Source organism: Haloarcula onubensis, from assembly GCF_031624605.1.
Lineage (GTDB): Archaea > Halobacteriota > Halobacteria > Halobacteriales > Haloarculaceae > Haloarcula > Haloarcula onubensis.
The window spans coordinates 42,841-69,305 of the sequence record NZ_JAMQOS010000005.1 but is presented as its reverse complement, the minus strand read 5'-3'; the positions used below and the strand labels follow the sequence as shown (position 1 = coordinate 69,305).

Sequence of the window (26,465 nt, the reverse complement as noted above, 5' to 3'; positions counted from 1 at the left end):
TTTCGCTCCGGGTCCGTGGCGACGGCTTTTCTCCGGGCGGGCGGTAGCTCCGGTGTCCGCCGGGCGGCCCCCGCGGGCGCACCCACCATGTCACCGACACACTCAGACACGGAGTCGACAGTAGCGTCGCTCAGACGACGGCTCACGCTCCTGAAGCAGGTGCTGACGATACTCGTCGCCCTGGCGACGCTCGCGAGGTTGCTCGGCTGGCTCTGACACTCATCGGGCCTGGCTGGTCAGAAAGCCGACGCCGGCGACCAGCACGACCACGCCGGCCAGCAGCAGGTCGCCGCTGCCCAGCAGCGGCCCGGCCACCAACAGCGCCCACGCGACGGCGAAGACGCCGTGGGCCAGGGCGAACAGCCGCCGACCGCGAAGCGCGAAGACGGCGGTCCCGAGCGCGAAGCCAGCGGTGAGGGTCACGGCGGAGAGCGCGACGGGACTGACCCGCAGGCTGCCGACGGGAACCGGGTCGACCACGGGCGCGGCGAGAAAGAGCACCCCGGCCAGCCCGACCAGCGAGCCGACGGCGACGGGGCCGGCTTCCAGATCGAGGGCGGTCATACGAGCCGGTAGGTGCCCCGGGACTCACTGACCTGCCCGGCCCGGACGAGCTTTTCCAGCGCCCGCCGGGTGTAGTCGGCCGGCACGTCGCGCTCGCCGGCGTAGGCGACCACGTCGGCTTCCGTCGGTTCGTCCAGGTCCCGCAACGCCTGCAGGACGGTTTCCTTCCGGCTCGTCGAACCACCGGTCGCCCGACCGGCGCGGTCGCCGGCGGCGGCGACGGCGTCGCTGTCCAGCCCCGACCCCTCCAGATAGGTCTCGTCGTCGACGCCCGCGTCGTCGACCTGCCGGTCCATCTCGGCGAAGGAGTCGAGTTCGGCGAACGCGTCGCCGTGGCCCTGTCGGTTGGCGAGCATCGACGACCGCACCTCGCGGGCGTGGTCCTCGTCGTCGGTCTCGACGAACTTCCGCCGTTTGGCGTGCTGACGGCGCTGCCCGCAGCGGGGACACTGACTCGTCTCCTGGCGGCCCTCGACAATCCAGAGGGCGCTGCACTCGCTACAGCCCACGACCGCGTACATGCCCCCAAGTATGGCCCGTTCGGGGTTGAACGTTCGCATTGCTACGCCGTGGCGCACTGGCCCCGGGACAGTACATTTACACCCACCGGTAGATACACTGGGGACATGGACTGGTCGCGGGAGTGGTTCAGCGCCCGGGCGACGATACTGCTGCCGACGCTCGTCGCGGTGCTGTCCTTTGCCACCGGCGTGGCGAACATCGCCACCCCGATAGAGGCGGCACTCGGCCTGCCGATTCCCGAGAGCGTCGAGCAGGCCGCGGGCTTTACCGGTGCGTTGACGGGGTTTACACTGCTGCTGGCCGTCGTCGGGCTCCGCCGCCGCATCCGCCTGGCGTGGTATCTCACCGTCGTCTTGCTCCCGGTGTCTGCGGTCCAGGGGCTGGTCCAGACGGCACAGCTCTCCGTGCTCTCCCTGCCACTGGTCGTCCTGTCGCTGGTCTCGCTGCCGACGCTGCTGGTCAATCGCCACCGCTTCGACCACGAACTCGACCTCTCGACGGCCCAGCTGGCGGCCGGGGCGGCCCTGCTCGGCGCGCAGGTGTACGGCACCGTCGGGACGTGGGCGCTGCGCGAGGAGTTCGCCAACGTCTCCACGCTCACCGACGCCTTCTACTACACCCTCGTCACCGCGAGCACGGTCGGCTACGGCGACGTGACGCCGTCGAGCGAGCGCGCGACGCTGTTCGGGATGTCGGTGGTCGTCCTCGGGACGGCCAGTTTCGCCATCGCGCTGGGGACGCTGCTGGGCCCGGCCATCGAAAAACGCCTCTCGGAGGCACTCGGTAACATGACTGACGCACAACTGGACCTGCTCGAGAACCACGTCGTGGTTCTGGGCTACGGCGACCTGACGGAACCGATACTCGACGAACTCGCGGACGCGACGGACTTCGTCGTCGTGACGCCGGACCAGGAGCGAGCCGCCCGGCTCCAGCAGCGGGACATCGCCGTGTTGACCGACGACCCGAGCGACGAGGTCCCCCTGCAGCGGGCGGGCATCGACGACGCGCGGGCGGTCGTCGCCGCCACGAACGACGACGCCCAGGACGCGCTCGCCATCCTGACCGCCCGCTCGCTCAACGCCGACGTGAACATCGTGGGCGCCGCGACCGACCGCGAGAACGTCGAGAAGCTCCGCCGGGCCGGCGCCGACACCGTCATCAGCCCCTCGGTCATCGGCGGCCACCTGCTCGTCCAGTCGGCACTCGGTCGCGAGGGCATGGAGAACGTCGCCGACCACCTGCTCACCGTCGAGGACGAGGAGGACCTGTAGCGCCGCGGGCCGGCGACAGCCCGCCGTTAGTGGTTCCGGTCGACGATAGCGACGTCCGTCTCGATGTCGTCAAGGCGCTCGAACGTCGGCGGCGTGATGAAGCGGGAGGCGGCGCTCCGGTCCTGGCTCGCGCCGATGATGACGAGGTCGTAGTCTTCGCCCGTCCGGTCCAGAAACGAGTGAATATCGGTGCCGCTGACGCGGGTCTCGATGGCGCCGGCGAAGGGCTCGACGATGTCGGCGAGCATCGACTCGGCGCGGCGGCGGTCCCCGCCGGTGCCGATGCAGGTCGCGACCGCGATGCGGCCGCTCCCGCCGGCGAGGCGGACGGCGAAGTCCACCATGTGGTGGGCCACGTCGCTGGCCCGTCTGACCGGGACCAGCACCTGTCGCCAGCGGGTCCGGCCGTTGCGCGAGCGGTGGACGAGGACGTCCGTCCGGCCGCGGAACAGCTGTCTGAGATACGTGGTCAGCGCCCCGTGTGCGCTCTCGTAGGGCGCGACGACGAGGTCGCAGTTCGTCGACTCGGCGGCCCGCAGCGTCGTCGCCGCCGCGGACTCCTCGCCGGTCGCGACGACCACCTGACAGGGGACACCCACGCGCGTCTCGACGGTCGCGGCGCGGGACTCCAGGCGCCCGACTCGCTCGCGGAGCGTGTCGCTCACCTCCCCGGACTTGTCGATGCCACCCGCTTCGACGGTGCCCGTCTCGACACCGCCGTTCAGCATCGCCCGTTCGGTCTCGGCGACCGTCGCGTCCTCGACGAGGTCCAGCAGGACCACCTTGCCCGCCTCGTGGGCCGCGGCCAGGCGAGCGGCGAGCATCGCCGTCGCGTGGGCGTGCTCGCCCCGCATCGGGACCAGCACGTGGTCGTCGCCGGTCGTCGACTCGTACAGGACGGTCGCCCGGCGGTCGTAGAAGCGGTTGCGCCAGACGACGAAGACGACGGCGACGATGGAACTCGCGAGGAAGATGCTGCCGAGGAAGGAAAGGCGCTGGGCGGGCTGGACCAGCAGTGCCAGCAGCGCCGTCGAGTACGCGGAGGGCTCCTCGATGTCGAACGGCCACGTGACCAGCCCCGTCGCGAGCGTCGCGAGCACCGCCGCCCCGGCGGCCACCTGAAACTGCCCCGTGGGAGGGGTGAGCAGCGCCGTCGACAGCCACAGCGCCCCCAGCCCACAGGCGGCGCCGATGGTCAGCCCGGCGACGAACTGGCCGGGGTCGGCGTACTTCCCGCGCGGGTTCGCAAACAGCGTGTAGCTGCCCGACGCCAGCGGCGGGAAAAGCAGGAAGGAAAGCTGCGGGACGGCGTTCGACAGCAGCGTCACCAGCCCGATGAGCAGCGGGACGAACACGAGCACCGAGAGGTGGACGAGCCGGTCGGTCGTCTCCGCCCAGCGGCGAAACTCCCGTAGTTCCCGCCGCTCGGCCCGACGAAGCCGTAGCAGGAGCGTCCGAACCTGCCGGACGAACTCGTCGAACATGTCTAGGGGTGTGTCGTCGGCCACCCTAAGCACACCGGCCGGTCCGGCCGGGTGTTCGCCACTGGACGACCTAGAGGGTCGTCGCCGCGGTCAGGGCGATGTCGATGGCGCGCTCGACGTTGTTCTTCGCTTTCTCGGGGAGTTCGTCGGCGTCGGTCTCGCCCTTCTGTGTCCCCTCGACGAGGTTGCCGTCGACGGTACAGATGGCACCGGCGGCGAGCCCCTTGCGACGGGCCAGCGAGAAGATGGCGGCGGCCTCCATCTCGACGCACTGGAGGCCGGCGGCCTCCCAGTCCTCGACGTACTCCTCGGTCTCGGCGTAGAAGGCGTCGTCCGTGGCGACGGGGCCGACGTGAACGTCTTCGCCGTTGGCTTCCGACGCGTCGACGAGCGCCGACAACACGTCGTAGTCCGGTACCGCGGGGACGGCTTTGTCCTCGTAGCGCTCGGTGGTGCCCTCGTCCTTGGCGGCGCCGGTGGCGACGACCATGTCGCCGATGTCGATGCCGGACTGGAGCGCGCCGGTGGTGCCGACGCGGACGAACGTCTCACAGCCGACGGCGGCGAGTTCCTCGACGGCGATGGCGGCCGACGGCGAGCCGATACCGGTCGAGCAAATCGTGAGCTCGCGGCCCTCGTAGCTGGCGTTTACGAGCTTGTACTCGCGGTTCTGTGCGACGACTTCGGTGTCCTCGCAGTGACCGGCGATGCGGTCGACGCGGCCGGGGTCGCCGGGCAGCAAAACGATGTCGTGCAGGTCGCCAGGCTCCACCAGCAGGTGGGGTTGTTTGGCCATGCCAGTCCGTTGGACGCCGGGGGGGTAAAACCGACGGGGATTCTCCGGAACAATAACGTGGGTCCGTCGCAACTCCCCTGCCATGAGCGACGACATCTCGCTGTTTCACCCGCGAATGCGCGTCCCGGCGGTCATCGCACTGGTGTTTGGCCTCGTGCTCGGCTTTCTGGCCGTCGGCGCCCAGCGAATCATCGGCGGGTCGGGCCAGTCGCTGGTTCTGGCTATCGTCCTCGGACTGCTGGCCGCGGCGTTCCTCTACGGCATCATGTACCGCAACCTCTCGGCGCATCTCGCCGCCGAGGACTAGCCCTCAGCCGGCAAAGAGGAACAGGACGACGTTGTTCGTCGCCGGGCCGAGCCCGACGGCGGCCACGACCGAGAGGATGAGGCTCGCTTCGACGGGGTCTTCCTGCAGGTAGTCGTCCATGAGGACGACGACGAACACCGCCACGACCAGTTTCACGAGCACGAACAGCCACCCGCTCCCGACCGTCGAGGCCGTCGGGAGACTCCCGGCGAACTCCATGATGGCCCGCGGGATGGGGGAGCGCTCGCTGACGCCGAGCACGTCGGTTCCGATGGCGGTCGAGACGCCGTCGAAGGCGTGCGCGAAGACGACGACCGGCGCGGCGTAGCGCGCCCGGATGATTACCGGCGTCCGCCAGAGCGCCACCGCGAGCACGGTGACGGCGGCGACGAACAGCGAGGCGAGCACCGCGAGCGTCGGCCAGACCGGGTCGATGAGACCAGAACGGAGCGCGGTGACGGCCGAGAGCACCAGCACGACCGTCAGGATGCCCGTGCCGACGAGCCCGAGGTTCCGCGAGATGTTCCCGTCGTTTCCGGTTCGGACGCCGAAAAAGGATAGCAGGAGCCACACCGTCCCCACGAGGTTGAACGTGGTCAGATACACAGAGGGCGTTCCAAAGAGCGGGGCCAGCGCCGCGTCGTACAGCTCGATGGGGGGCTGGCCGAGCGCGTGCAGGGCGCCCCCCAGCGCCATCCACGGCGCCAGTGCGACGACGGTCCGCTGGTCAACGGGTGGCTCCAGAGCGACCAGCAGCGCAGCGATGAGGACGACACCCCCGACGAGCACGACCAGATACGGCAGCGGTGGCAACCCAAAGCCCGTCGGCAGTACCATATCCCCCACGGCGCCCTCAGTCGTTGAAAAGCTTCCGGCCTCATACGGAACGTTGTCGCCCGTGTCCAGTAGCGCCGACCTCGAGTCGGCGCATACAGACTGTCGCTACAACAACCCGTATCACCCCGGGACGTTTAGGTACGTGCCATCTGAGTACCGGGTATGGACGACGTAGCCGACCGCATCGAACACACGGTGCTGGGACCGACGACGGGGGCCGACGATGTCCGCGCCTGTCTGGACGCGGCACTACAACACGGGATGCGGGCCTGCATCCCGCCCTGGGCGCTCCCGCTGGCGAGCGAGTACGCGGACGTCCCCATCGCAACCGTCATCGACTTCCCGCACGGCCAGGGAGCGACCGACGCCGTCTGCTCGGCGGCCCGTACGGCGTGGGACGAGGGTGCCGACGAACTCGACGTGGTCTGTAACGTCGGTCGCCTGAAAGCCGGCGAGGACGACGCAGTCCGTACGCACCTCTCGGAAGTCGTCGCCAGCGTCCCGATTCCGGTGAAGGTCATCGTCGAAGCGCCGCTGCTGTCGGAGGACGAACGCCACCGCGTCGGGGGACTGGTCGCCGACGCCGGCGCCGACTACCTCAAGACCGCCACCGGTTTCTCCGAGGGCGGCGCGACGGTCGAGGACGTGGCGACGCTGAGTCAGTACCGCCCGGTGAAAGCCAGCGGCGGCATCGGCTCCTGGGCCGAGGCGAAGGCGATGTTCGAGGCCGGGGCCGACCGCATCGGGGCCTCCGCGGGGGACCGCATCGTCGAGGAGTGGCGAGGGGCCGACGAGTAGGAGGGCCCTCGAAGTGAGACGGTGAACGGAGTGAGCCGTCGAACAGTGGCGGCCGTATCCGACGTTCGCGGACGCCGACGGCGACTGAACGGCGCGACCACCCGGAATCCGTCGCACTTTTGCCCGCGAACCCTCTCCGTCCTAGCAAGCGATGGCCCGCTATCACATCGAGACGTACGGGTGTACCTCCAACAGAGGTGAGACCCAGCAGATAGAGCAGGCGCTCCGCGAGGGGGGCCACCACCCGGCCGACGGTCCCGAGTCGGCCGACGTGGCCATCCTCAACACCTGCACGGTGCTCGAGAAGACCGAGCGCAACATGCTCGCACGGGCCAGAGAACTGGACGACGGGACCCCCGCCGACCTCGTCGTGACGGGGTGTATGGCGCTCGCCCAGGGTGACGAGTTCCGCGAGGCCGGCCTGGACGCCGAAGTGCTCCACTGGGACGACGTGCCACAGTACGTCCTCAACGGGGAGTGCCCGACGGTCACGCCCGACACGGAGACGGTCATAAACGGCGTCGTCGGCATCCTCCCCATCGCGCGGGGCTGTATGTCCGACTGCTCGTACTGCATCACGAAGCAGGCCACCGGCCGCATCGAGTCGCCCGCCGTCGACGAGAACGTCGAGAAGGCCCGCGCGCTGGTCCACGCCGGCGCGAAGGAGATTCGCATTACGGGTCAGGACACCGGCGTCTACGGCTGGGACACCAACCAGGGGACCAGCCTGCTGCCCGAACTGCTGGACCGCATCTGCACCGAGATAGACGGCGAGTTCCGTGTCCGCGTGGGGATGGCGAACCCGAAGGGCTTGCACGGGGTGCGCGAGGAACTCGCCGCCGTCTTCGCCCAGCACGACGAACTCTACAACTTCATCCACGCGCCGGTCCAGTCGGGCAGCGACGACGTGCTGGCCGACATGCGCCGCCAGCACTCGGTCGAGGAGTATCTGGAAGTCGTCGCGGCCTTCGACGACGCCCTGGACTACTGGACGCTCTCGACGGACTTCATCGTCGGCTTCCCGACCGAAGACGAGGCGGACCACGAACAGTCGATGGAACTGCTCCGGGAGACCAGCCCCGAGAAAATCAACGTCACGCGCTTCTCGAAGCGCCCGGGGACTGACGCCGCCGACATGAAGGGGCTGGGCGGCCAGACGAAGAAGGACCGCTCGAAGGCCATGAGCGGACTGAAGATGGAGCTGACGGGCGCGGCCTACGAGGAGATGGTGGGACAGACCTCCTCGGTACTGCTGGTCGAAGACGGTACCGAGGCGTCGCTGGTGGGCTACGACGAGGCCTACCGACAGGTGGTCATCGTCGACGCCGAAGAGCGCGGGCTGGAAGTCGGCGACGTTGTCGACGTGGAGATTACCAGTCACAGCACCGTCTACGCCTTCGGCGAACCGGTCGAGCGACCGGTGGTGGCCGACTGACCCGCCCGAGTAAGATTGCCCACTCCGCGAGTGCCTCGTCGGTACCGTCGGACAACGGCCGATTTCTCTCCGGAAGGGGACACCACACCACGCTGCTCGGTACCGTGGCGCGTAGTGCACGCGAGTACTCACAGGACAGTCCGGTCGCCGGGCGTCGCGGCTGGCGACAGATGCTGCAACCGCAACGACCGCCGGAAGTAATTCCCGCGGGGCTGCGGGATGCTGGTTCGTAACAAAGCGCGTGCGGAGCCAATTGAATCCCGATGTCTGAACCACAGCACGACCACGAGCGGACGGACCACGCTCACCACGACCATCACGGCCCGGGGTACATGACGCCCCAGGCGGCCATCGAGAAATCCGAGCGGGAGCGCATCGCCTACGTCATGGGCAACCACGTCGGCATCGACGCCGAGAAGCCGGATTTCCTCGCCGTGGTCGATGTCGACCCCGAGTCCGAGAGCTACTGCCAGCTAATCGACCGCATCGACCTGCCCAACGTGGGCGACGAACTCCACCACTTCGGCTGGAACGCCTGCTCCTCGTCCTGTCACATCGGCGGGCTGGAGCGCCGGTACCTCGTCGTGCCGGGCAACCGGAGTTCGCGAATTCACATCGTCGACACCGAAGACCGCGACCACCCCGAACTGGTCGAAGTCATCGAGCCCGAGGAGGTCCACGAGTACGACCTCTCGGCACCCCACACCGTCCACTGCATCGGCGGGGGCACCGTCGTCATCTCGATGCTGGGGAACGCCGACGGCGACCTCCCCGGCGGCTTCCTCGAACTCGACGCGGAACTGAACGTCATGGGACGGTGGGACGCCCCCGGCGAGATAGACTTCAACTACGACTTCTGGTACCAGCCCCGCCACAACGCGATGCTATCCTCGGAGTGGGCGGCGCCAAAGACCTACCAGCCGGGCTTCGACATCGAGGACGTCGAGGCGGGCGAGTACGGCCACGAACTGCAGTTCTGGAACTGGGAAGAGCGGACCGTCGAACAGGCCGTCGACCTCGGCGAGGAGGGGCTGGTGCCCCTGGAGGTCCGGTTCCTCCACACGCCGGAACACGCCCACGGCTTCGTCGACGCGGCGCTGTCCTCGAACATCTTTCACTTCTACGAGCGCGACGGCGAGTGGCGCGCCGAGAAGGTCATCGACTTCGAGGCCCGCGAGATGGAGGGGTGGGACATGCCGGTGCCGGCCCTGCCGACGGACATCCTCATCTCGATGGACGACCGCTACCTCTACGGCGCGAACTGGCTCCACGGCGAGGTGTGGATGTACGACATCTCGGACCCGGCCAACCCGCGGGAGGCCGACACCATCTCCATCGGCGGCTACTTCGGCGACGTTCAGGAGCTACAGGGCCGGGACATCGTCGCCGGCCCCCAGATGCTCCAGTTGAGCCTCGACGGCGAACGGCTCTACTGGACCACGTCGCTGTACTCCTCGTGGGACGACCAGTTCTTCCCGGAGGAGGCCGAGAAGGGGTCCGTGATGCTGAAGGCGGACGTCGACCCCCGACGCGGCACCATGACGCTGGACGAGGAGTTCCTCGTCGACTTCGGCGCTCTGCCGGACGGCCCGGCGCGGGCCCACGAGATGCGCTGGCCGGACGGCGACTGTACGAGCGACGTCTGGGAGTGAGTCACGTAGATGGCGACGCTCAGGCTCGTGTGGCGGGACGGCCCCAGCGCCAATATCGAGGACGCTGACGGACCGGTCCTCGACGCGGCACGAGCGGCCGGCCTGTGCCTGCCCTATGGCTGTCGGACGGGCGCCTGCGGTACCTGCACCGGGCGGGTGCTGGCAGGGAGCGTGACCCACGACCGCCCCCCGAGAGCGCTCAAGCGGCGCCACCGCGACGACGGCTACGTCCTGACCTGTATCGCGACCCCAGAGGGCGACTGTACGGTCGAAGTCGGCACCGAAGTCAAACGCGACCTGCTGGAGAACCCGTTCAAATGACCTATCGACCCTACCCACGCCGATGCCCGTGACGACACTCGAACGGCTAGCCACGCGCACGCGCCGGTCGACAGTTCCCGTCGCCCTCGCCACCTACGTCGTCGCCGCGCTGGCCTGGCTGGCGCTCGTGCTCCACGACCCGCTCGAATACGCGCTGCTTGGCCACGCCGGCCACGGCGGCCCGGGTGTCGCCGAGACGGTGGCGCTAACCCACGGCGCCGTCGGCGTCGGCCACTACCTGCTGATGTGGGGGCTGATGATGGTGGCGATGATGTACCCCTCCTCGGCGGCGGCGTTCCAGTGGTACGCCGACCGGCAGTCACGCCGGACCGACGCCGCCCCGGCCACCGCCGCCCTCGCGTTCGTCGCCAGTTACACGCTCCTGTGGGTCGCCGTCGGCGTCGTCCCGCTGGCCGTCGTCGCCGTCGTCCCGCTCGGAGCCCTCGCGGCCGCGTTCGGACCGGCGTACCTCGGGGTCGCGCTGCTGGCCGTCGGCGGGTTCCAGCTATCGGGGCTCAAGCGCCGGGCGCTGCAGTCCTGTCGGTCCCCCGCCGGCTTCCTCCCGCCCGGCGCCGAGGACCGCCGGCCCGTCCGGCTCGGGTGGCAGTTCGGCCGACAGGACGTCGCCGCCTGCGGCGTCCTGATGGGGCTGATGGTCGCCGTCGGCTCGATGAACCTGGGCTGGATGGCGCTCGTCACCGGCGTCCTCTCGCTGGAACGACTCTCGGCCGACGGCCAGCGGTGGGCCCGCTGGGTCGGCTACGCGGCCGTCGGGAGCGGCGTGGCCCTCGTCGCGGTGGCCGCGCTGTGAATGGACCCGAAAGTCTCAGACGGACCGCGAGGCCGAGTCTGTCGCGCCGTCGGTGTCGGTGACGGTCACGACCACCTCGGCGGCGGTGCGCTTGCTGCGAACCCCGTCGACGCCGGCTGCCGACCCGCCGCTGACGCGGCTGGTCGCCGAGTCCAGAACCCGCCCGCTGCCGTCGCGCAACGCGACCACGACGCTGTCGAGGTCGCCGTCGGCGTCGCCCGCCGACCAGTCCACGTCGAAGCGGTCCCACCGCGGGTTGCTCCTGTCGCGCAGTCCGTCGATAGCGGCGGTCGGCGCGGCGTTGGTCTCCTCGGTCTCGTTCACACCGGTCGACTCACCGCCCGTCAGACCGCCCGCGTCCGTGACGGTGGCTCCGACGGTGTAGCTGTTGCCCGACCCGTCGGCGCCGGCGGCGACCAGCCGCGTAGTCCCACTGGCCCCGTCGCCCGCGACGCTCACCGTCGCCGCGTCCTCGGTCGCGCCGTCGGCGTCCCGGAGCACGAGGTCGACCGACGAGAGGTCGCCGTCCGCGTCGGTCACGCGCCAGTTCGCGTCGAACTCGGCGTCGCCGTCGGCCGTCTCGACCTCCGCCGCCGAGAGCGCGTCGACCGTCGGCGCGGCCTCGGTGTTGTCCGTGGTGACGGTGACGGCCGCCGTCGCGGTGGTGCCCGCCGAGTCGGTCGCCGTGGCCGAAAGCGTGAGGTCGCCGTCGGCGAACTGCGTCGTGTCGAGTTCGTCCTCGTAGTAGCCCGAGGTGTTGTCGTAGGTCGTCGACCGACTGCTGCTCCCGACCGTGTAGGTCACGTCCAGCGTCCCCGCCCCGTCCTCGTCGTCGCTGGCGTCTATCTGGACCGTCACGGTTCCCGAGACCGTCTCGCCGTCAGTGGGGGTCACCCACGAGACGGTCGGCGCGGCGTCGGTCGACGCCCCAACCGCCGCTTCGACGTCGAGCAGGCCGCTGCCCTGTTCGGCCGACCCCAGGCCGATGTCCTCAGCCGTCGACGTGAGCCGGTCCCGCGCTTGCGCGCTCGTGTACCCGTTGTCCATGAGCTGTGCGCCCGCGCCGGCCACGTGCGGGCAGGCCATACTCGTCCCGGAAAACGTGGCGTAGCCGCCCGACACCGTCGAGTAGACGCCGCCACCGGGTGCCGCGATGTCGATTTCCCGCCCCGTCGAGGAGAACGGGGAGAGCGTGTCGTCGCTGTCGGTCGAACTGACCGCCACCACCGTCGCGTACGCCGCCGGATAGTTGACACAGCCCGAACAGCCGTCGTTACCGGCGGCGGCCACGAGCAGGACGCCCCTGTCCGCCGCGTACCGGCAGGCGTCACGGAGCGTCGCGTAGCTCGACGGCGTGCCGAGGGAGAGCGACCCGACGTCGTACCCCTGGTCGGCGGTGTGCTCGATGCCGGCGACGACGTCCGAGAGGTAGCCGCCGCCGTCGCCGTTCAGCGCCTTCACCGCGTGCAGCGTGGCGGCGGGCGCGACGCCGACGACGCCCCCGTCGTCGTCCGCGGCGCCGGCGATACCGGCACAGTGGGTGCCGTGGTCGTTGTCGTCGTCCCAGGGCTCGGCGCAGTCGGTGCTCGCACAGTCGACGTAGGCCCGCCCGGTCCCCAGATTCGCCTGCAGGTCCGGGTGGTCGGCGTCGATGCCGGTGTCGATGATAGCGACGTCGGCACCGCCCTCGCCGTCGGTGTCGTCGCCGCCGGTCTCGCCGTCGGCGTGGACCGCGTCGGCGTCCACCCGGTCGATACCCCAGGGGACCGTCTGGGCGATCGCCTCCACGGTGCCGTCGGCCTCGACGTACCGGACGTTCGGATTCTTCCGCAGCGCGTCGAGCGCCTGCTCGCTGAACCGCCCGGCGACCGCCTGACCGATGTCGTCGAAGTCAAAGACCCTGTGGACGCTTTCGGCTCGGCGTTCGGCCGCTCGCCGTGCCGCCGGGGTGCTCGTGCCGACGATGTGACGACCCCGTTGTTCCGCGCCTGCGGGACCCGTGGCGACCAGTCCGCCGAGTCCGACCCCGATACCTGTCAACAGTTCGCGCCGCGAATGCGAAGACATAGACGAGGGAACGCTCGCCGGAGTGAGTCAAATTGTTTGTGGCCATCGTGTGTTTGAATTAACGTATCGATAGAGAAGAATCTCGAGGGCAAAAGGCGGTTCCACGGGCCGAGCGACGGTCACCGCGCGGCGATGCGGGCGGGCGCCGCTCGCGGGTCGAGGCCGCGACGGCGCCAGTGAGACGACCTGCCGGGCGTCGCCCGGCGTGTCGCTCACTCCAGTTCGCCGGTCGCGAAGAACGACGAACCGGTCGGGACGGCGAAGTCACCGGAGACGATAAAGCGGTCGTCGTCGACCACGTCGTCGACGGCGGACGGACGGAAGCTGGCTTCCAGGCTCCCGTCGTTCACCGCGACTTTCTGGGCCGGGACGCCCCGCTCGGTCGGCGGGGCGAACCGCCCGTAGTTGTTGAGCTTCACCGTGTCCTCGACGACATCGGAGAGGCCGATGCCCGTCTCTTCCTGCTGGAAGGACAGCGAGACCCGGAGCTGGCCCTGCCCGCGCCGGGTGACCTCGTCGACGGACAGCGCCAGGAGCGCCGGGAAGTCGTACGTCCGCTCGTAGCTCTCGTCGTCGTCGCTCCAGCCCACCACGAGGTGGTCGAAGGAGCGGTCGAGACGCGTCTTCGACTGTGTGTTCCCGGCGCCGAAGCCGACCCCGGCCAGCGTCGCGTCGGGGTAGGCGTCGGCCAGCACCACGGTCTCGTCGGGGTCGTCTCGGAGCGCCCGAGCCGTGTTTATCGCGCCCATGCTGGTGACGATATCCATGAACTCGACCGACTCGACGTCCCACGCGACGGTGTCGATGGCGTCCTTGACGTCCAGCGTGGCCCACTCCTCGGTCGCGTCCTGCCGGTTGAGGCTCTCGACGGCCAGCTTCAACTGGTCGTCCGCTGTGAGGAAGGAGACGAACACTTCGTCTGGTATCGAGCCGGTGTTGTGCGGGCCCTCGTAGTAGTCGTAGGTCAGCGTCTCCAGGCTGTCCAGCGTGATACGGTCGTCGACCCGTGGGAGGATACTGGCCATCCCGTGAGCGTAATCGCGCGTCTGTCGCTCGCTGACGACGTGGACGACGTTCTCGCGGTCTTTGTCGTCACCGCTCGCGTCGCCGGCCCCGTTATCCGTCGCATCGCCGTCGGGAGCGGCCGGGTCACCGCCCAGTCTGAACTCGGTGTCGTACGTGCTCGGACGGTCGTCGAACATGTCGAGTTCGCAGAGGACGGCTCGCCCCCCGCGGGGTTCGCAGAAGACGACGCGGCTGATGGGCTGTGTCTCGTCCTCGACGTCGACCGTCCCCGAGAACCCGCCTTCGACCCACCGGCCGTCCGGTCCGAACTGGACGTGCAGGACCGCGATACCGGTCTCGGCCTTCCAGGAGAACGACCGGACCGGTCCCTGCTCGGGGAGGTGGTCGAAGCTGACGACGTCGTCGCCCGAATCGAGGGCGAGCGAGCCGTCCTCGACCGTGTACCTCGCAACTTCGGTGGTCCCGGGCGGACACTCCGGAGACTGCCCGCTCCGGCCGGAGTTCCCGTGGTCGTTCGCTGCCCCGACTCCCCGGACCCCGACGAGCGCGCCGCCCGTCAGTGCCGCGGTCTTCAGATACGTTCGTCTGTCAATCGGCATAATCACCACACGTTTGAGTCATTTGTTGCTCAATACATCCGTAGAAATCGACGATGTTAGTTAATCGTGGGTTATGAGTAGAGGCATCGTTACCCCACCGAGACACCGTTTTCCCAGGCGCCCGACCGACCCTGACAATACCGGTCAATTAACCGATAGAAATGGACGGCGCGTCCCCCCAGTCGCGGGGAAGGGGGACGCCGAATCGGGAGCGAACCTCCGAGTTCTCGCGAGCGGCGGCCGAGTCCCCGGGACGGCGAACCTGTCTAGCAGAGACCTATCACCCGTAAGCCACGCCTACACCCGTTCTGTCCCGATTGGGGCCAGGTACTGGCCTACTCGCCCCGGTAGGCCTCCTGCAGGTACGCCAGTGCGGCGCCGAACATCGCCAGGTTGCCAAAGAAAGCCAGCCGTTCGCCGTCGCGGTCCTCGGGGTCGGCGTTCCAGAAGTCGTGCATCGTCAGGGTGACGACCGCCAGGAAGCCGGCGACCGCGCCGGTCGCGACGCGGGGGAGCCGCCAGAACGCGACGCCCAGCCCGCCGACGAGCATCGTCCCCGAGGCCAGCGGCGCGAGCAGGTCCGGGAACGGGACCCCCGCCGACTCGGCGTAGTCGACGGTGTCGTCCATGTCCCGGAAGTCCTCTGTGGCCTGCAGCGCCATTCCGAGGCCGAAGACGAGTCGGCCGAGTCTGAACTCGGTGCCCTCACGTTCCGCGGTGTCGCCTGCCATACGACACCGAACGGCGGCATGAGTGATAAAACTCCGAGCCGGTCTTTCTCACTCCAGGTCCGCCAGCCGCTCGACCTCGTCGTCGTCTTTCCACTCGCCCAGTTCCTTCGGGTCGACGTGGACGAACACGTCGTCGACCTCCGGGAGCGACTGGACGGACTGGATGACCTCCGTCTCGATGTCGTGGGCCTCGTACAGCGTCAGTTCGCCCTCGACCTCGATGTGGAGGCTGACGTCTATCTCCGGGCCGACGTAGTGGGCGATGACGTCGTGGGCGCCCTGGACCTGCTCGTGGGCCAGCGCGCGTTCGAGTATCTCCCGGCGGAGGTCCTCGGGCGGGGCCGCGCCCACGAGATAGGCGACGTTGTCGCGGACGACCTCGTAGCCGGTGTAGAGGACGCCGACGGCGACGACGCCGGCCGCGAGCGGGTCCAGCAGCGGGTAGCCCGCGGAGGCGCCGACGACGCCGACCAGCGCCGCCCCCGCGGTCAGGATGTCGTTGCGGTTGTCCTTCGCCGTCGCCACCAGCGCCGGCGAGTTGGCGTCGGCGGCGGCCGCCAGACAGTACCGGTAGAGCCCGTACTTCGCGGCCGCCGACAGCACGAGCACGCCGACGGCGTAGGGACCCTGCGTGACGGTGCTGTCGCCGGACAGCAGCGCCTGCCCGGCCTGGAAGAGGACGACGCCGCCCGCCGCGAAGATACCGGCGGCGACGAACAGCGAGACGAACGGCTCGATGCGTTCGTGGCCGTGGGGGTGTTCGAAATCGGGCGGCTGGGTCGTCAGGTAGAGTCCGGCGACGACGACCAGCGAGTAGGCGGTGTCGGCGGCGCTGTTGACCGCCTCGCCCTGGACGGCCAGGCTCCCCGTGGTGAGCCACACCGCGCCTTTCAGCAGCGCCAGCGCGAGGTTGACACCCAGCACGAGGAGGCCGACCCGCCGGAGTGTGTCGCGCCGAGCCATCTGTCCGTGAGTAGTCCGTGCGGCCTAAAGCCCCTTCGGCGGCGCCTCGATGCGCACCGCCGCGTCCGGCCCGGGGACGCTGGTCCCGTCCTGCGCGGCGAACCCGTCGTGGATGCGGTCGTAGCTGTCGTCGACGGCCTCGACGATGACCTGGGTGTCGCCGACGACGGGCATGAAGTTGGTGTCGCCCTCCCAGCGCGGGACGACGTGGGTGTGGAGGTGGTCGTCGATAGAACCCCCCGCCGCCGACCCGCCGAGGTTCAGACCCGCGTTGAAGCCGTCGGGGCCCATACCCCGCTCCAGCGCGTCGAAGGTGCGCTGTTTCAGTCGGGCGTGGTCAAGCAGTGTCGCCTCGTCGAGGTCGCCGTATGCGCCGGTGTGGTCGTGGGGAATAACCATCACGTGACCGGGGTTGTACGGGTAGTTGTTCAGCAGGACGAACGCGTGGTCGCTCCGGGCGACGACCCGGTTCTCGCGGTCGGCATCGGCGTCCCGGAACGCACAGAACACGCAGTCAGCGTCGGGGTTGTTCTCCTCCCGCTCGACCCACTCGATGCGCCACGGCGCGAACACGCTCTCCATACAGATGGCTCCGGGCCCCGGTCCAAAACCACTTCGACTCCCGGAACGTATATTTAAAAGTTTCGGCCGTTCACGCCGATAAACCGAATATCACCGTCTGAGAAACGGCGCGAACGGCGTTTTCCGGCGCCGAGCGCTTCGACGGCCGGGGTTCGAGACGGCACCGACCGTTAAACCGTCTGAACGGCCTCAACGGTAGCGTCTTTTTATGCTGCTATCCGCGGGAGTAGTGGGTGGGATGGCTACTACAAACGACGGGGTCGATATGTCGGAGGCGTGCGCGGACTGCGGACGCGACACGCCCCACGCGGTCAGCGTCCAGATACAGACCGAGAGCACGAAATCCGAGAACGCCGAGTTCTCGCGCGAACCGTATCGGGTCAGCGAGTGCCAGGTCTGTGGCGCGACCACGAGCACGCGGATGAACAACGCATAGACCGGACAGTCTGACAGGACCAGTGTTCTCCGTCCGGACCGCCTTCGGGGGTCGCCCGGTCGGGTGGGTGAGTGCCGACCCCGCCCCCACGGGACTGCGCGCTCACGGGCGCGGAGCGCCCGTCCGCATCTCGCGGTCGCAAGCGACTGCGCTTACCGCGACCGCGTCGTCACTTCCACGCCGTCGTCGGTGACGATGACGGTGTGTTCCTTCTGACTGACGAACCGCCCGTCTTCCTCCTTGAGCACGGGGTAGCCATGGACCATGTCCTGCTGTTTGAGGCGGCGCAGCGCCATCTTCGCCCGCGGAGAGTCGAGCCAGCGGGCGGCGAAGGGGAGGGTCCTGAACTCCTCGGTGACCTGGTCCAGCACCTGCCGGGCGTTGCGGTCCCGAATCGAGCCCTCGCGTTCGAGCGCGAAAATCTCCTCGCTGCCCCCCTCCTGGACCTTGCCGCGGCCGTCCGTCGCGAACGGCTCGATGGCGACCACGTCGCCCGGCGACAGGGTCGCGCCCTGGGCCACCTCGCGGTTCGGGATGTTCGGCGCGGTGTGTTGCTCCCAGTGACCCAGCCCGTGGCCGGTGAGGTTGACGACGGGGTTGAAGCCGTACCCCTCGATGACCTCCTCGACGGCCGCACCGATTTGCCCGACGTCGACGCCCGGTCCGGCGACCTCCAGAGCCGCGTCGAGCGCCTCTTCCGACGCCGCGGCCAGTTCGTCCTGCCCGGAGAGGTCCACGGTGACGGCGGTGTCGGCCAGCCAGCCGTCGACGTGGACGCCGATGTCTAAGTTGACCATCTCCTCGCCGAACGTGCTGTCGTCGTCGCGTTCGGGCGTCGCGTGGGCGGCCTCCTCGTCGATGGAGATGTTGACCGGGAAGGCGGGCTCGCCGCCCAGTTCCCGAATCTTCTCCTCGGCCCACTCGGCGACTTCGAGGTGGGAGCCCCCCACTTCGACGCGCGTTGCGGCTTCGTCGCGCACCTGCGCGAGAATCTCGCCGGCCTCGCGACACTTCTCGTACTGCTCGGCTTCGAAGTCCACGTCGCTCATGTGGCGGCGTTGGGTGGTGTTGGTGAAAGCGTTTGTCGTTGTGGTCTACGTTGCGTGGCGAAAGCGGACGAGGGAACCGTACCCCGAGCAGACCGCGCCGGAGACCGCCGCGACTGCCGCCACTGTCAGGCCGAGCAGTTCACGCGGCGTCGAGACCACCAGCGGCTGGCCGTTTAGGGTGGCGTACGCCGACAGCAGGAGGGCGTCCGCGGCGACGACGCCGAGCGACGCGACAAAGGCGACGGCGCCGACGGCGACCGCGGGCGTGAGCCACGACCGGCCGCGACGGCTGGCGTCGACGGCGGCGACACCGGCGGCGATGGTCGCGAACAGGGCCGCGAGTGTGAGTTGGACGAGGGACATAGCTTTCCGGACGAGAAGTGTGGTAATAACCCTTCAGGTCGGCCCCGCTCGCGCCGTCTGCATCGCGGCAGTGTTGTGCTCGCGCCCGACGCGGCCCTCGTGGTCCAGTACGAGCACACCCGCTTTGCCGTCCGTCTCCGCACCGAACTCGGCGATGGCCTCGCTGGCGGCCTCCCTGGGGCTGAACGTGTCAAGCAGCTCGACGGCCCGCCGGGCCAGCCCGAAGCGGGCGATGGCCTCGCCCTCGCCGGTGGCGCTGGCGCCGCCGCGCTCGTCGGCGAAAAAGCCCGCACCGAGCTGTGGCACGTCACCGACGCGACCGGCCAGCGCGAACCACCGGCCGGCCGTCGAGGTGGCCGCCGCCAACCGGTCGCCGTCGGTCGCCACCGCGCCGACGGTGTCGGTGCCGCCGAAGCGCTCGCGGACCCACGGGAGGTGGGCGTCGTCGGCGAGCGGGGGCGGGTCGGCGGCCGCGTAGCGCTCGCCGGTCGCCTCGGTCAGCAGGTCGGCGTCCGTCTCGATGCCGCGGGCGGCCGCCAGTTCGACCGCCGGGTCGCCGGCCACGAGCAGGTGGGGCGTCTCGCGGGCGACGAGGGCGGCCGCGTCGGCGGCGTGGACCACGCCCGTCAACCCGGCCACGGCACCGGCGGTCCCGTCGCCGGTCGTCACGCCGGCCTCGGTCCGGACGACGCCGTCGCTCTGGACGGCCCCGCCGACGCCGGCGTTGAATTTGGGGTCCCGTTCGAGCGGCCGAATCGCCTCGCGGACGGCGGCGAGGGGCGCGTCGGCCTCGCGGGCACGCTCGACCGCGGCAGCGAGTGCGCGCTGGCGGTCGGTCGGCTCCTCGGGCGGACTGCCGGCACCGCCGTGGACGGCGACGTACATACGCTGACTTGGGCCGTCGAGCGGAAAACGTATTCCCCGGGCGACAGAGCACTCGGCCATGCCAATGTACCGCCGCGAGGAGAGCGCCGACTACCGGGTCGTCGACCGCTGGCACCGCGGCGTCGGCTGGCGGGCCCGTCCGGACGAAGACGGCCAGCGGACGAGTCACGCCTTCCGTGCCCCCGACGGCGGCGTCTGGCTGGTCGACCCGCTTGACGCACCGGGCGTCGAGGCGGTCTACGCCGACCTCGGCGAGGTGGTCGGCGTGGCCGTGCTGGCCGACTACCACGCCCGCGACGCCGGGGTCTTTGCCAAGCGCCATGGCGTGCCGGTGACGGTGCCGACGGGGCTGGACCGGGCCGCAGAGATGGTCGACGCGCCCGTCCGTCGCGTGACCGACTCGCTGGCCGGTTTCGACCTCCGTCGAGTCAGTCCACTGGGGGCGTGGACCGAAACCGTCGCCTACCGCGAGCGCGACGCGACGCTGTACGTGCCGGACGTGCTCTCTTCGGGGCCGGCCTTCACCGTCGGCGACGAACGGCTCGGCCTGAACGTCCTCGCACGGCTCGCGCCGCCCCGGGCGGCGTTCGCGGGCGTCGACCCCAACCGCGTGCTCCTCGGTCACGGCACGGGCCTCTTCGGCGACGCGAGCGAGGCGCTCGGCGAGTCCCTCAGGAACGCCCGCCGCAGACTCCCGCGAGCGATGGCCTCGACAGTCCCGCGGGAACTGCGAGCGATGGTCGGCGCCGTCAGGTGACAGCCCCGCGTCTTCGGCTGGCGTGCGTTACCATATCAGCGGGAAAACGGCAGCCCTTTAGGTGCAACTATCATGGGGCGCGATATGGGCTACGACTACGACAAAGTGGATGTCCCGGACGAGGGACAGAAAATCGAGGTTACCGACGACAACACGCTCGACGTCCCCGAGAAGCCGATAATTCCCATCATCCACGGGGACGGTATCGGCGTCGACGTCGGCCCGGCCGCCCAGAAGGTCCTCGAAGCCGCCGCCGAGGCCACCGGTCGCGACATCGCGTGGATGCGCGTCTACGCCGGCTCCAGCGCCCGCGAGAAGTACGACGAGAACCTCCCCGACGACACCGTCGAGGCCATCAAGGAGTTCAACGTCGCCATCAAGGGCCCGCTGACGACGCCCGTCGGCGCCGGCTTCCGCTCGCTGAACGTCGCGCTCCGGAAGACGCTCGACCTCTACGCGAACGTCCGCCCGACCTACCACCTCGACGGCGTCCCCTCCCCCGTGAAAGACCCCGGCGAGATGGACATGGTCACGTTCCGTGAGAACACCGAGGACGTCTACGCCGGCATCGAGTGGGAGGCCGGCACCGACGAGGTCCAGCAGGTCAAGGAGTTCGTCGAGGAGGAGATGGGCTTCGACAACACCATCCACGACGGCCCGGTCGGCATCGGCGTCAAACCCATCACGGAGTACGGCACCAAGCGGCTGGTCCGTGAGGCCATCGACTACGCCATCGAGAACGACCGCGACTCGGTGACGCTGGTCCACAAGGGCAACATCATGAAGTTCACCGAGGGCGCCTTCCGCGACTGGGGCTACGAGGTCGCCGAGGAGGAGTACGGCGAGGACGTCATCACCGAGGACGAGCTGTGGGAGGAGTACGACGGCGAGGCCCCCGAGGACACGCTCGTCGTCAACGACCGCATCGCGGACAACATGCTCCAGCAGCTCCTGACCCGGACCGACGAGTACGACGTCATCGCGACGATGAACCTCAACGGGGACTACATGTCCGACGCCGCCGGCGCGCAAATCGGCGGCCTGGGCATCGCCCCCGGCGCGAACTTCGGCGAGGCGCGCTGTCTCGCGGAGCCGGTCCACGGCTCGGCCCCGAAATACGCCGGCGAGAACAAGGTCAACCCGACCGCGATGATTCTCTCCGGTCGGCTCATGCTCGAATACATGGGCTGGAAGGACGCCGGCCAGCTCGTGCGCGACGCCGTCGAGGAGACCATCTCGTCGGGCCAGGTCACCTACGACCTCGAACGACAGATAGAGGGCGGCGAGAAGCTCTCGACCTCCGACTTTGCCGACGCCGTCGTCGAGAACATAGAGAAGCTGGCCTGAGGTCGGCCGCCGAGCCCCCGATGGCGTAGCCGCCAGAACATCGAATCGCTCGGGTAGCGCGGGACGCACCTATTTTTTCACCGTCGGACCCGACTGGAGCGACGCGTCAGGCGGTCCCGTTCGCCACCGCCCACGCGGGCCGGGTGGGGTCGGTGTCGCCCACGCGCCGGACGGTATATCGCATTCGAACGGTCACGGGGCGGTCGGTATCGGCGTACGCCGCCCGGGCGCGGACCGTGACCGACCGGACGACGTCGCCGCGTATCTCGGCGTCGAGGGTGGCGTTCCGGCCGCGCCTCAGGCCGGTCGGCAGCGGCACGGTCAGCGGGCCGGTCTGCCGGCCGGTGAGCCGGGTTCGGCCGTTCGCCCGCTCGACCGCCAGGTCGAAGCCCGAGAGCGCCCGCCGGAGAAAGCCCGACAGGGTGATGTCGTCGAAGCCCGGCCGCTCGCTGACGCGCACCGTCGCCGTGCCGTTGTCGGCCGTGGTCCGGCGGAACTCCGTCGAGCGGTTCTGCCAGACGGTGAAGTTCGACAGGGCGGCGGGATAGGGACCGGTGACGTGTCGGTCGTAGCGGTAGGCGCCGTCGCGCCCGACCGCGAACTCGTCGGTGAGCCGTGCCGTCGTCCCGTTCGCGTAGACGACGGTCAGGGCCACTGCCGTCGCGTACGACCGGTCGTGGAGCGCCCGCCGGTGCCGGTCCGCTAACGCCGTCGCGTCGGTCCTCACCACGTCGCCCTCGGTCGGGACCGGGGCCGGCGTCACCGTCTCGCCGCCGCCGTCGAGCCCCTGACAGCCCGACAGCACGAGGAGCGTGACCACCGCGACGGCGCGATAGCGGACCATACACGCCAATCCGTGTCGCCGGGCAAACCGTTTGTGCCGACCGGGAGAGTGACCGGTGGCTCGCTGACGGCCACGGGAGGACCACCGGTACCGACCGCGTCGGAAATCATTTACTACCGGACCGGTACCGTGGATACATGGCTTCCCTGCCCGTCGAGATTCTGCTGGGTATCTATCTGGGGCTGCTGGTCGGCGTCATTCCGGCGCTCGCGTCGTGGGCGCTCGGATTTTCGTTCAAGTACTTCACCGGGGTGACGCTGCCCGGCTTCGGTGTCGCTGTGCTGGCAATCGCGCTGGCCGGCGTCAGCGGCGGGCTGCTGGCGCTCGCGGACAAGTCGATTACCTCGGCGCCCAACGCCGAGCGCGTCGTCACCGCCATCCTGCTGGTCGGGATGGTGTCGCTGTACGCCCACAGCCAGGGCGACAAGATGGGCGCCGAGTTCCCGAAACGGCTCACGCTGAAACAGCTCCGGGACAAGCGTCTGTCGGCCGACGTGGTGGAACTGGTCGGCGGGCGCGACGAGGTCCGCATCCGCGTGGTCGGCGACGTGGCCGACATGGAGGGGTATCCGCCCCTGCCCGAATCGCTGCGGGCCGAGATACGCGGCGGCGAGTGGACGTTCCCGGCCGACCTCCGCATCGGCGAACTCGAAACGCGGCTGGAGGAGCGCCTGAAGACCGAGTTCGACCTGGGCGACGTGGCCGTCAGCATCGACGAGCGGGCGCGGGCGACCGTCACCGCCGCGCCGCCGTTCTCGGGCCTCTCGAAGCGAATCGGCGACGGCCGCCACGCGGTGTCGGTCGACGCCCTCCTCCCGACCGGGCTCGCGCGCAACGACGAGGTGACGGTGCTGACGCCCGGTGCCGAGGTCCGCGGGACCGTCGTCAGCGCACGGACCGAGGACCCCGAGAGCGCCGCCGAGGCGCCGGAGGCGTCGGAGGGAGGCGAGACGGAGGCCCCGCCGGCGCCCGTGCGAGCCCCCACCACGGCCGGGGGGGAGGGCCGGTTGACCGTCGCGGTGGCCCGGACCGACGCGGGGCCGCTCCTGCGGGCCGAGGGCGCGAAGGTGGTCGTCGAACCCCGAGGGACCCGCCGCGAGTACGAACTCATCTCGCTGCTGCGCCGCGCCGGCAACCGCTTCCGGCGGGTGACCCTCGGCGCCGGGAGCGCCCTCGACGGGCAGACGCTCCGCGAGGCGCGGGTCCGTGACAGCTACGGCGTCGCGGTCCTCGCGGTCCGGAAACCCGGCGGCTGGCGGCTCGCGCCGCGTGGCGACACCGAACTGTCGGTCGGCGAGGAGCTGTACGTCGTCGGCCCCACGGACGCGCTCGACGCGTTCGAGGAGGGAGCATGACGGCCGTCCTGCCCGACGAGTTCGTCCTGCAGAGCGGGCTGAACGCGTCGGACCCGGTGACGCTGGCCGGACAGCTGCTGGGTATCACCGTCGCCGCCGCGACGGCCGCCGGCCTCGTCGCCGTCGCCTACCGCTGGTACGTCCGCGAGCGGGTCCCCGCGGGACTGGGCGTCCTCTTCGGACTGACCGTCGTGACGGTGTACCTGGGGACGACGGGCGCGCTGGGGGCGGTCATCGCGGACCCGGCGGCCGAGGAGGCCATCCTCCAGACGAGCGACGTGCTCCCCAACCTCGCCGCCTTCGCCCTCGGAGCCGGGGGCTCATCGGTGGGCATCCGCGTCGGCGACGCCGTCGGGACGGACCTCTTCGCCGCGACCGGCGGGCGCACCGTCGACGCCGACGTGAGCGAAATCGTCCAGACGGTCGGACGGGTCACGTCGGTGAAACTGCCCGACGACGTCGACGACATCGTCGGCTACGACCCGATGCCCGAAGAGACGACGGCGGCCCTCGCGGGCAAGCGCTTCCTCTTCCCCCGCCGGTTGACGAAGAGCGAGCTTCGCGACCGACTCGTCACCCGGCTCAAGACCGACTACGGCGTCGGCCACGTCGACCTCGAACTCGACGACGACGGCAACGTCGACTACATCGCGGTCGGTTCGCGGGCGGCCGGTATCGGGCCGACGCTCCCGCCGGCGACCAACGCCGTCGCGGTGCGGGCCGACCCGGCCCACGCCGCAAGCTCCGGCGACCTCGTGCAGGTGTGGGACACCGACCCCGCCGAGCGCGTGCTGACGGGCGAACTCCGCGGCGTCGCCGGCGACGTGGTGACCGTCGCCATCGACGCGGCCGACACGCCGAAACTCGACCCCGAAACGGAGTACCGGCTGGTCACGCTCCCCGTCCAGGACCGGCCGGACCGTGAGTTCGCCTCCCTGCTCCGGGCCGCCGACGAGACGATGGGGACCATCACCGTCCCCGCCGGCAGCGAACTCGCCGGGACGCCCATCGGCGAACTGGGGGTCACCGTCGCGGCCATCACCGGGCCCGACAGCCCGCCGGAGCCGATTCCCTCGCGGGACAGAACGCTCGAAGGCGGCGACGTCGTCTACGCCATCGCCACGCCGGATGCGCTCCGGCGCGTCGAGACGGCCGCGAACCGCCAGCGCCCGGCCGAGGAGACGGCGGCAGGGGACGATGCGGATGATGAGCCAGCGGACGACGAGGAAGCGGACGACGAGCCAGCGGACGACGAGCCAGCGGACGACGAGGAAGCGGACGACGAGGAAGCGACGGACGGGGACCTCCTCGCGGAGGGTGACGCCGACGAGAGCGACGCCGACGGGGACGACCCCCAGTCCACCGACGGCGAGACGCGGGACTGAGGGCGGCCGTGGCACAACGCTCAAGTTCGGCGCTCTCCGGCTTCCCGTATGGAGTGGAAGCTGTTCGCACACCTCCGTGACGCCGCCGGCGGCGACTCCGTCAGCGTCGACGTCGACCCCGACGCCACCGTCGAGGAGGCCCTCGCCGCGCTGGTCGAGGCCGAGCCGGCGCTGCGCGCGGAACTGTTCGAGGACGGCGCCCTGGCCGACCACATCCGACTGCTGGTCGACGGCGAGGACGCCTTCGCCGCGCGGGAGGGACTGGAGACCGAGGTCAGAGCCGACACCGAACTCGCGCTCTTCCCGCCCGTGAGTGGCGGCTGACAGCGTCTGCGGGTGGTTTCTGACGGCCGGGAGTTAACTAGCTCAGGTCCGCGGCGAGGACGAAGTCCGGCCAGTCGGCCAGTTCGGCCCGGACGGCGGCGGCTTCGGCGACGTGGCGCGGGGTCTCGGGAAACAGCACGCGCGTCCCGTCGACGCCGAGTTCGGCGGCGTCGGCGCGAATCGCGTCGAACAGCGCCCCCGCGGCGTCCCGGTCGGCCCAGGCGCCGACGGCGTACTCCGCGAGGCGGTCGCCGTCGGGGCCCGCTCGCTCGCCGGTTCGACAGGCCATCCCGGTCGTGCCGTCGGATTTGACCGCGAAGACGCGCTCCTCGTCGGCCAGCCGGTGGAGTCGCTCGCGGGGCAGTTCCGAGAGTGCCCACGCCCGCTCCGGGTCGAGTGCAAGCCCCGAGAGGTGGGTCCGCGCGTCGCTGGCCGTCCAGTAGCTCCAGGCCGCCGCGGGGTCGCTTTCGACCGCGGGAGCGGGCTCGGCCTCCCCGCCGGGGTCGGCGGCCGCGTCAGGCTCGGGGTGGGCGAAGCGAAACGAGGTGTCGGGCGCGAATCCGGCGGCGACCGACTGGCCGAGGCCGGCGTCGTTCCACGAGAACACCATGTTGCGGGCGACGGTCGCGCCACGGTCGCGCGCCCAGTCGAAGCAGTGCTCGACCATCGCCAGCCCGAGCCCCGCGCCGCGGTGGGCGGGGTCGACGCGCATCCCCTGGAGCCACGCCTCGTGGTCGGTCAGCATCACGGCCTGACAGAGCCCGGCGGCCGCGCCGTCGACTTCGGCGACGACGGTGTGCTGGTCGGGGCCGTCGCTGTCGACCCAGTCGGCGAACACGTCGGGGATGTAGTCGACGGTGTCGGGGCGGTCCTCCCAGACCTGCTCGGCGAAGGCGACGACGGCGGCTTCGTCGTCGGCGCGGGCCTGCCGGACGGTCGGGTCCATGGCGG

The 26,465-nt window shown here is 70.0% G+C and carries 29 protein-coding genes; 14 read left to right on the top strand and 15 right to left on the bottom strand.

The features are described 5' to 3' along the window. The first annotated feature begins 87 nt into the window (after nucleotides 1-87). Nucleotides 88-216, top strand: a complete 129-nt coding sequence (locus NDI86_RS14905; protein ID WP_310901234.1) for a hypothetical protein — start codon at nucleotides 88-90, stop codon at nucleotides 214-216. A gap of 3 nt (nucleotides 217-219) precedes the next feature. On the opposite strand, the gene NDI86_RS14900 is transcribed toward NDI86_RS14905, so the two are convergent. Next, the gene (locus NDI86_RS14900; protein WP_310901233.1) at nucleotides 220-564 is read right to left on the bottom strand and encodes a hypothetical protein; all 345 of its coding nucleotides are present in this window, start codon (nucleotides 562-564) and stop codon (nucleotides 220-222) included. Beyond that, nucleotides 561-1,085 carry a DUF5817 domain-containing protein gene (locus NDI86_RS14895; protein ID WP_310901232.1) on the bottom strand — a complete coding sequence of 175 codons (525 nt, stop codon included), beginning with the start codon at nucleotides 1,083-1,085 and terminating at the stop codon, nucleotides 561-563. Before NDI86_RS14895 ends, NDI86_RS14900 begins: the two co-directional genes overlap by 4 nt. Before the next feature lie 105 nt (nucleotides 1,086-1,190). Between NDI86_RS14895 and NDI86_RS14890 the strand changes: the two genes are divergently transcribed. After that, entirely contained in the window at nucleotides 1,191-2,360 is a 1,170-nt protein-coding gene (locus tag NDI86_RS14890) for an NAD-binding protein (RefSeq protein ID WP_310901231.1), read from the top strand. 26 nt (nucleotides 2,361-2,386) lie between these two features. Here the strand turns inward: NDI86_RS14890 and NDI86_RS14885 are convergent, their stop codons facing one another. Continuing rightward, nucleotides 2,387-3,844: an HPP family protein gene (locus NDI86_RS14885; RefSeq protein ID WP_310901560.1), complete on the bottom strand. Its 1,458-nt coding sequence runs from the start codon at nucleotides 3,842-3,844 to the stop codon at nucleotides 2,387-2,389. A gap of 70 nt (nucleotides 3,845-3,914) precedes the next feature. Beyond that, nucleotides 3,915-4,640, bottom strand: a complete 726-nt coding sequence (locus NDI86_RS14880; RefSeq protein WP_310901230.1) for a nucleoside phosphorylase — start codon at nucleotides 4,638-4,640, stop codon at nucleotides 3,915-3,917. A gap of 82 nt (nucleotides 4,641-4,722) precedes the next feature. Between NDI86_RS14880 and NDI86_RS14875 the strand changes: the two genes are divergently transcribed. Beyond that, complete coding sequence (locus NDI86_RS14875; RefSeq protein WP_310901229.1) at nucleotides 4,723-4,947, top strand: hypothetical protein; 225 nt, start codon at nucleotides 4,723-4,725, stop codon at nucleotides 4,945-4,947. A gap of 3 nt (nucleotides 4,948-4,950) precedes the next feature. On the opposite strand, the gene NDI86_RS14870 is transcribed toward NDI86_RS14875, so the two are convergent. After that, nucleotides 4,951-5,784 carry a DUF63 family protein gene (locus NDI86_RS14870; RefSeq protein WP_310901228.1) on the bottom strand — a complete coding sequence of 278 codons (834 nt, stop codon included), beginning with the start codon at nucleotides 5,782-5,784 and terminating at the stop codon, nucleotides 4,951-4,953. Between the two features lie 162 nt (nucleotides 5,785-5,946). On the opposite strand from NDI86_RS14870, the gene deoC reads away from it, so the two are divergent. From deoC to NDI86_RS14845, 5 genes are all read left to right on the top strand, one after another. Beyond that, nucleotides 5,947-6,582, top strand: coding sequence for a deoxyribose-phosphate aldolase (gene deoC, locus NDI86_RS14865; RefSeq protein ID WP_310901227.1), 636 nt, complete (start codon nucleotides 5,947-5,949; stop codon nucleotides 6,580-6,582). Nucleotides 6,583-6,733: 151 nt separating this feature from the next. Next, on the top strand, nucleotides 6,734-8,017 hold the full coding sequence (locus NDI86_RS14860) for a tRNA (N(6)-L-threonylcarbamoyladenosine(37)-C(2))-methylthiotransferase (RefSeq protein WP_310901226.1): 1,284 nt from the start codon (nucleotides 6,734-6,736) through the stop codon (nucleotides 8,015-8,017). A gap of 263 nt (nucleotides 8,018-8,280) precedes the next feature. Beyond that, nucleotides 8,281-9,669, top strand: coding sequence for a selenium-binding protein SBP56-related protein (locus NDI86_RS14855; protein ID WP_310901225.1), 1,389 nt, complete (start codon nucleotides 8,281-8,283; stop codon nucleotides 9,667-9,669). Nucleotides 9,670-9,678: 9 nt separating this feature from the next. Further along, the gene (locus tag NDI86_RS14850; RefSeq protein ID WP_310901224.1) at nucleotides 9,679-9,990 is read left to right on the top strand and encodes a 2Fe-2S iron-sulfur cluster-binding protein; all 312 of its coding nucleotides are present in this window, start codon (nucleotides 9,679-9,681) and stop codon (nucleotides 9,988-9,990) included. Nucleotides 9,991-10,012: 22 nt separating this feature from the next. After that, entirely contained in the window at nucleotides 10,013-10,801 is a 789-nt protein-coding gene (locus tag NDI86_RS14845) for a DUF2182 domain-containing protein (RefSeq protein ID WP_310901223.1), read from the top strand. Nucleotides 10,802-10,816: 15 nt separating this feature from the next. Here NDI86_RS14845 and NDI86_RS14840 read toward each other — a convergent pair whose 3' ends face one another. The 5 genes from NDI86_RS14840 to NDI86_RS14820 form a co-directional block, all read right to left on the bottom strand. Continuing rightward, a complete protein-coding gene (locus tag NDI86_RS14840) occupies nucleotides 10,817-12,868 on the bottom strand; it encodes a S8 family serine peptidase (protein WP_310901222.1) in 2,052 nt (683 codons plus the stop codon). Between the two features lie 212 nt (nucleotides 12,869-13,080). Then, nucleotides 13,081-14,493: a hypothetical protein gene (locus tag NDI86_RS14835; RefSeq protein ID WP_310901221.1), complete on the bottom strand. Its 1,413-nt coding sequence runs from the start codon at nucleotides 14,491-14,493 to the stop codon at nucleotides 13,081-13,083. 335 nt (nucleotides 14,494-14,828) lie between these two features. Then, nucleotides 14,829-15,224, bottom strand: coding sequence for a DoxX family protein (locus tag NDI86_RS14830; RefSeq protein WP_310901220.1), 396 nt, complete (start codon nucleotides 15,222-15,224; stop codon nucleotides 14,829-14,831). Nucleotides 15,225-15,272: 48 nt separating this feature from the next. Next, on the bottom strand, nucleotides 15,273-16,187 hold the full coding sequence (locus tag NDI86_RS14825) for a cation diffusion facilitator family transporter (protein ID WP_310901219.1): 915 nt from the start codon (nucleotides 16,185-16,187) through the stop codon (nucleotides 15,273-15,275). 24 nt (nucleotides 16,188-16,211) lie between these two features. After that, entirely contained in the window at nucleotides 16,212-16,769 is a 558-nt protein-coding gene (locus tag NDI86_RS14820; RefSeq protein ID WP_310901218.1) for an HIT family protein, read from the bottom strand. A 238-nt stretch (nucleotides 16,770-17,007) separates the two neighbouring features. Between NDI86_RS14820 and NDI86_RS14815 the strand changes: the two genes are divergently transcribed. Continuing rightward, entirely contained in the window at nucleotides 17,008-17,205 is a 198-nt protein-coding gene (locus NDI86_RS14815) for a DUF7835 family putative zinc beta-ribbon protein (protein ID WP_310901217.1), read from the top strand. Between the two features lie 152 nt (nucleotides 17,206-17,357). On the opposite strand, the gene map is transcribed toward NDI86_RS14815, so the two are convergent. The 3 genes from map to NDI86_RS14800 are packed head-to-tail and all read right to left on the bottom strand — an operon-like array spanning nucleotide 17,358 to nucleotide 19,502. Continuing rightward, a complete protein-coding gene (gene map, locus NDI86_RS14810) occupies nucleotides 17,358-18,254 on the bottom strand; it encodes a type II methionyl aminopeptidase (protein WP_310901216.1) in 897 nt (298 codons plus the stop codon). Nucleotides 18,255-18,299: 45 nt separating this feature from the next. Then, nucleotides 18,300-18,617 (bottom strand): hypothetical protein, encoded by a 318-nt coding sequence (locus NDI86_RS14805; protein WP_310901215.1) that lies wholly within the window; start codon nucleotides 18,615-18,617, stop codon nucleotides 18,300-18,302. 33 nt (nucleotides 18,618-18,650) lie between these two features. Beyond that, nucleotides 18,651-19,502: an isoaspartyl peptidase/L-asparaginase gene (locus NDI86_RS14800; protein WP_310901214.1), complete on the bottom strand. Its 852-nt coding sequence runs from the start codon at nucleotides 19,500-19,502 to the stop codon at nucleotides 18,651-18,653. Nucleotides 19,503-19,560: 58 nt separating this feature from the next. On the opposite strand from NDI86_RS14800, the gene NDI86_RS14795 reads away from it, so the two are divergent. Together NDI86_RS14795 and icd are read left to right on the top strand one after the other, a co-directional pair. Beyond that, on the top strand, nucleotides 19,561-20,259 hold the full coding sequence (locus NDI86_RS14795; RefSeq protein WP_310901213.1) for a hypothetical protein: 699 nt from the start codon (nucleotides 19,561-19,563) through the stop codon (nucleotides 20,257-20,259). Between the two features lie 84 nt (nucleotides 20,260-20,343). Continuing rightward, nucleotides 20,344-21,606 carry an isocitrate dehydrogenase (NADP(+)) gene (icd, locus tag NDI86_RS14790; protein WP_310901559.1) on the top strand — a complete coding sequence of 421 codons (1,263 nt, stop codon included), beginning with the start codon at nucleotides 20,344-20,346 and terminating at the stop codon, nucleotides 21,604-21,606. Nucleotides 21,607-21,712: 106 nt separating this feature from the next. Here icd and NDI86_RS14785 read toward each other — a convergent pair whose 3' ends face one another. Continuing rightward, complete coding sequence (locus tag NDI86_RS14785) at nucleotides 21,713-22,450, bottom strand: hypothetical protein (RefSeq protein WP_310901212.1); 738 nt, start codon at nucleotides 22,448-22,450, stop codon at nucleotides 21,713-21,715. A 137-nt stretch (nucleotides 22,451-22,587) separates the two neighbouring features. Here NDI86_RS14785 and NDI86_RS14780 point away from each other — a divergent pair, with 137 nt between their 5' ends. From NDI86_RS14780 to NDI86_RS14770, 3 genes are read left to right on the top strand one after another with little or no spacing between them, the layout of a single operon-like run. Continuing rightward, on the top strand, nucleotides 22,588-23,805 hold the full coding sequence (locus NDI86_RS14780; RefSeq protein ID WP_310901211.1) for a potassium channel family protein: 1,218 nt from the start codon (nucleotides 22,588-22,590) through the stop codon (nucleotides 23,803-23,805). Further along, on the top strand, nucleotides 23,802-25,190 hold the full coding sequence (locus NDI86_RS14775; protein ID WP_470303448.1) for a TrkA C-terminal domain-containing protein: 1,389 nt from the start codon (nucleotides 23,802-23,804) through the stop codon (nucleotides 25,188-25,190). Before NDI86_RS14780 ends, NDI86_RS14775 begins: the two co-directional genes overlap by 4 nt. Before the next feature lie 48 nt (nucleotides 25,191-25,238). Beyond that, nucleotides 25,239-25,514 (top strand): ubiquitin-like small modifier protein 1, encoded by a 276-nt coding sequence (locus tag NDI86_RS14770; protein ID WP_310901210.1) that lies wholly within the window; start codon nucleotides 25,239-25,241, stop codon nucleotides 25,512-25,514. 37 nt (nucleotides 25,515-25,551) lie between these two features. On the opposite strand, the gene NDI86_RS14765 is transcribed toward NDI86_RS14770, so the two are convergent. Continuing rightward, nucleotides 25,552-26,460 carry a GNAT family N-acetyltransferase gene (locus tag NDI86_RS14765; RefSeq protein WP_310901209.1) on the bottom strand — a complete coding sequence of 303 codons (909 nt, stop codon included), beginning with the start codon at nucleotides 26,458-26,460 and terminating at the stop codon, nucleotides 25,552-25,554. Nucleotides 26,461-26,465: the final 5 nt, after the last annotated feature.